Genomic DNA, 3,029 nt, shown 5'->3' on the forward strand with positions numbered 1-3,029 from the left:
CGCGCTCCCTCTCCCGCTTGCGGGAGAGGGCTGGGGTGAGGGCGACGCGGGCAGTGAGCCCGCGCCTGACGGATAGTTCCTACGCCGCCGCGCCGGGCAGCGTGTAGCTCTTGAACTGATCGCGCAGCGCGGTCTTCAGGATCTTGCCGGTTGCGGTGTGCGGGATGGCGTCGACGAACACGATATCGTCGGGCATCCACCACTTCGCGATCTTGCCGTCCATGTATTGCAGGATCTCGTCGCGGGTGCAGCTCACGTCGGGCTTGAGCTGGCAGATCAAGAGCGGGCGCTCGTCCCATTTCGGGTGATACACGCCGATCACCGCGGCTTCCGCCACCTTGGGATGACCGACCGCGAGATTCTCCAGGTCGATCGATGAGATCCACTCGCCGCCGGACTTGATCACGTCCTTGGAGCGGTCAGTGATCCGCATGTAGCCGTCCTGATCAATGGTGGCGACGTCGCCGGTGTCGAAGAAGCCGGCGTCGTCGAGGATGTCCTTATCGACGCGGTAATACGCCTTGGCGATCGCCGGGCCCGACACTTTCAGCCGGCCGAACGTCTTGCCGTCCCAGTCGACCTCCTTGCCGGCGTCGTCGGTGATCTTCATCTGCACGCCGAACGGCGGGTAGCCCTGCGTCGCCAGCACGTCGAGCCGCGCGTCGCCGGTGGTCTTGTCGAACGGCGGCTTCAGCGTCGCCAGTGTGCCGAGCGGGCTCATCTCGGTCATGCCCCAGGCGTGGCGCGCCTCGGCGCCCATGTCGACGAACGCCTTGATCATCGAGCGCGGCATCGCCGAGCCGCCGCAGATCACCATCTTCAGATCCGGCAGCGTCAGCTTTTCCTTCTGCATGTGCTGCAGCAGCATCAGCCACACGGTGGGCACGCCCGCGGTGTGCGTCACCTTCTCGGTCGACAGCAGCTCGTACACCGAGGCGCCGTCGAGCTTGGCGCCGGGCATCACCAGCTTGGTGCCCATCGACGGCGCCGAGAATGCGATGCCCCAGCTGTTGGCGTGGAACAGCGGAACCACCGGCAGCATGGTGTCGGCCGCGCGGGTGCCGAGCGCGTCCGGGTTGTTGGCCATCAGCGCGTGCAGCACGTTGGAGCGGTGCGAATACAGCACGCCCTTCGGGTCGCCGGTGGTGCCCGAGGTGTAGCACATCGCCGCCGCGGTGTTCTCGTCGAAGGTCTTCCATTCGAAATCGCCGTCGGCTTCCTTCAGCCACTCTTCATAGGCGATCGCGTTCTTCAGCGTGGTCTGCGGCATGTGTTCCGCATCGGTGAGCACCACGAAGCGCTCGATGCTGGGCATCTGGTCGGCGATCTTTTCCAGCACCGGGATGAAGGTGAGGTCGGTGATCATCACCCGGTCCTGGGCGTGATTGACGATCCAGGCGATCTGGTCCGGAAAAAGCCGCGGATTGACCGTATGGCAGATCGCGCCGATTCCCATGATGCCGTACCAGCATTCCAGATGCCGGGCGGTGTTCCAGGCGATCGTCGCGACGCGGTCGCCGAGCTTGATGCCGGCGCGGTCCAGCATCTGGCTGACTTTCAGCGCCCGTTGATGGATCTGCGCATAGGTGGTGCGGACGATCGGACCCTCGACCGAGCGCGTCACCACCTCCTGGTTGCCGTGGATCCGGGCCGCGTGCTCGATGATCCGATGACACAGCAAAGGCCAGTCTTGCATCAGTCCAAGCATCCGAGCTTTCCTCCTGTTTGTTATCCCGTTGGGATTGGCCGCGACCTTAGCGCGGTCGCGGCTCGCGGAAAACTGTTCTGTCGCAATCTGTTCCGCGGCAAAGCGCCGGCGCTGGCAATGCTGATCGCGGTGGTGGCGGCCGGCGTGCCGACCGCGCAGGCGCGCGAGCGGATTCCGCTGCCGAAGCCGCGCCCGGCCGCGGCGCCGCAGCCCGAGGACGATCGCGCGGCCGCGGGTGCGGAGCAGCGGCCGGACAACGAGCCGGCCGGCGAGCCGCCACAGCCGCCGCCCGCGCAGGCAGATGCCGCCAAGCCGCAGCCGCAGCCGCCGAGCGCCTGCCGGCTGGCGCTGAGCGACGCGATCGCAATCGCCCCGAGCATTGCGGATATCACCGGCCCCGGCAGTTGCGGCGGCACCGATCTGGTCAGGCTCGAGGCGATCGTGCTGCCCGACGGCAGCCGCGTCGCGGTGACGCCGGCTGCGATCCTGCGCTGCCCGATGGCGGCGGAGCTCGCCGATTGGGTCCGAACCGACGTGGCGCCGCTCGCGACTTCGTTGGAATCGCGGCTCGCCGAGCTCGACAATTTCGATTCCTACGAATGCCGCGGCCGCAACCGGCAGCGCGGCGCCAAGCTCAGCGAGCACGGCAAGGCCAATGCGATCGACATCCGCGGCCTCAAACTGGCCAGCGGCCGGCTGGTGTCGCTGACCGATCGCGCCAGCCCGCGCGCGATCCGCGAAAGCGTGCGGCAGTCGGTGTGCGACCGCTTCTCCACCGTGCTCGGCCCGGGCTCGGACGGCTTCCACGAGGACCACATCCATCTCGACCTCGCGCAGCGGCGCAGGGACTATCGGATGTGCCAGTGGGACGTGCTCGAACCGATGCCGCAGATCGCCCCGCTGCTGCCGGCGCCGCGCCCGGACGAAGCCCCGCCGCGCGAAGTCGCCGCCGACCAGCCGCAGGATCGCGAACGCAGCCGCGAGCCGGAGCAGGACAGGCCCGGGCGGGCTGAGCCCCAGCAGGCCGAGCCGGAGCAGGGCGAACAAGTCGCCCAGCCAGAGTCGCCGCCGGGCTCCACCAAGAAGGCGAAGGCCAAAGCCAAGGCGAAGAAGTCACGGAGCGAGCGGCAGTCCGAGCTGCGCTAGCGTCTGCATCCGAGGCGATCGGAGGCAAGTCCGCCGGAGTGACATTTCGATCAAGCGAGCCGCGAGCTCAGCGCACCTCTCCCGCTTGCGGGAGAGGTCGGCCCGGCGGAGCGCAGCGAAGCCGGGACGGGTGAGGGCAGGGCTCTCCGCGAAACGCGGACTCACTGCCCGCGTC

General features: G+C 68.0%; 2 protein-coding genes. One reads left to right on the forward strand and one right to left on the reverse strand.

Annotation, left to right across the window (positions count from 1 at the left end; translation table 11 throughout):
- Positions 1–79: 79 nt before the first annotated feature.
- The gene (locus tag IP86_RS27790; protein ID WP_054165691.1) at positions 80–1,708 is read right to left on the reverse strand and encodes a fatty-acid--CoA ligase; all 1,629 of its coding nucleotides are present in this window, start codon (positions 1,706–1,708) and stop codon (positions 80–82) included.
- A gap of 117 nt (positions 1,709–1,825) precedes the next feature.
- Here IP86_RS27790 and IP86_RS27795 point away from each other — a divergent pair, with 117 nt between their 5' ends.
- Complete coding sequence (locus IP86_RS27795) at positions 1,826–2,854, forward strand: extensin family protein (protein ID WP_054165692.1); 1,029 nt, start codon at positions 1,826–1,828, stop codon at positions 2,852–2,854.
- The last annotated feature ends 175 nt before the right edge of the window (positions 2,855–3,029 follow it).

The sequence above is a fragment of the Rhodopseudomonas sp. AAP120 genome, from assembly GCF_001295845.1.
In the GTDB taxonomy this organism is placed as follows: domain Bacteria; phylum Pseudomonadota; class Alphaproteobacteria; order Rhizobiales; family Xanthobacteraceae; genus Rhodopseudomonas.

Excerpts from the sequence above, each read along its gene's own strand:
- IP86_RS27790 (WP_054165691.1), bottom strand. The coding sequence starts at position 1,708 with ATGCTTGGACTGATGCAAGACTGGCCTTTGCTGTGTCATCGGATCATC.
- IP86_RS27795 (WP_054165692.1), top strand. The coding sequence starts at position 1,826 with ATGCTGATCGCGGTGGTGGCGGCCGGCGTGCCGACCGCGCAGGCGCGC.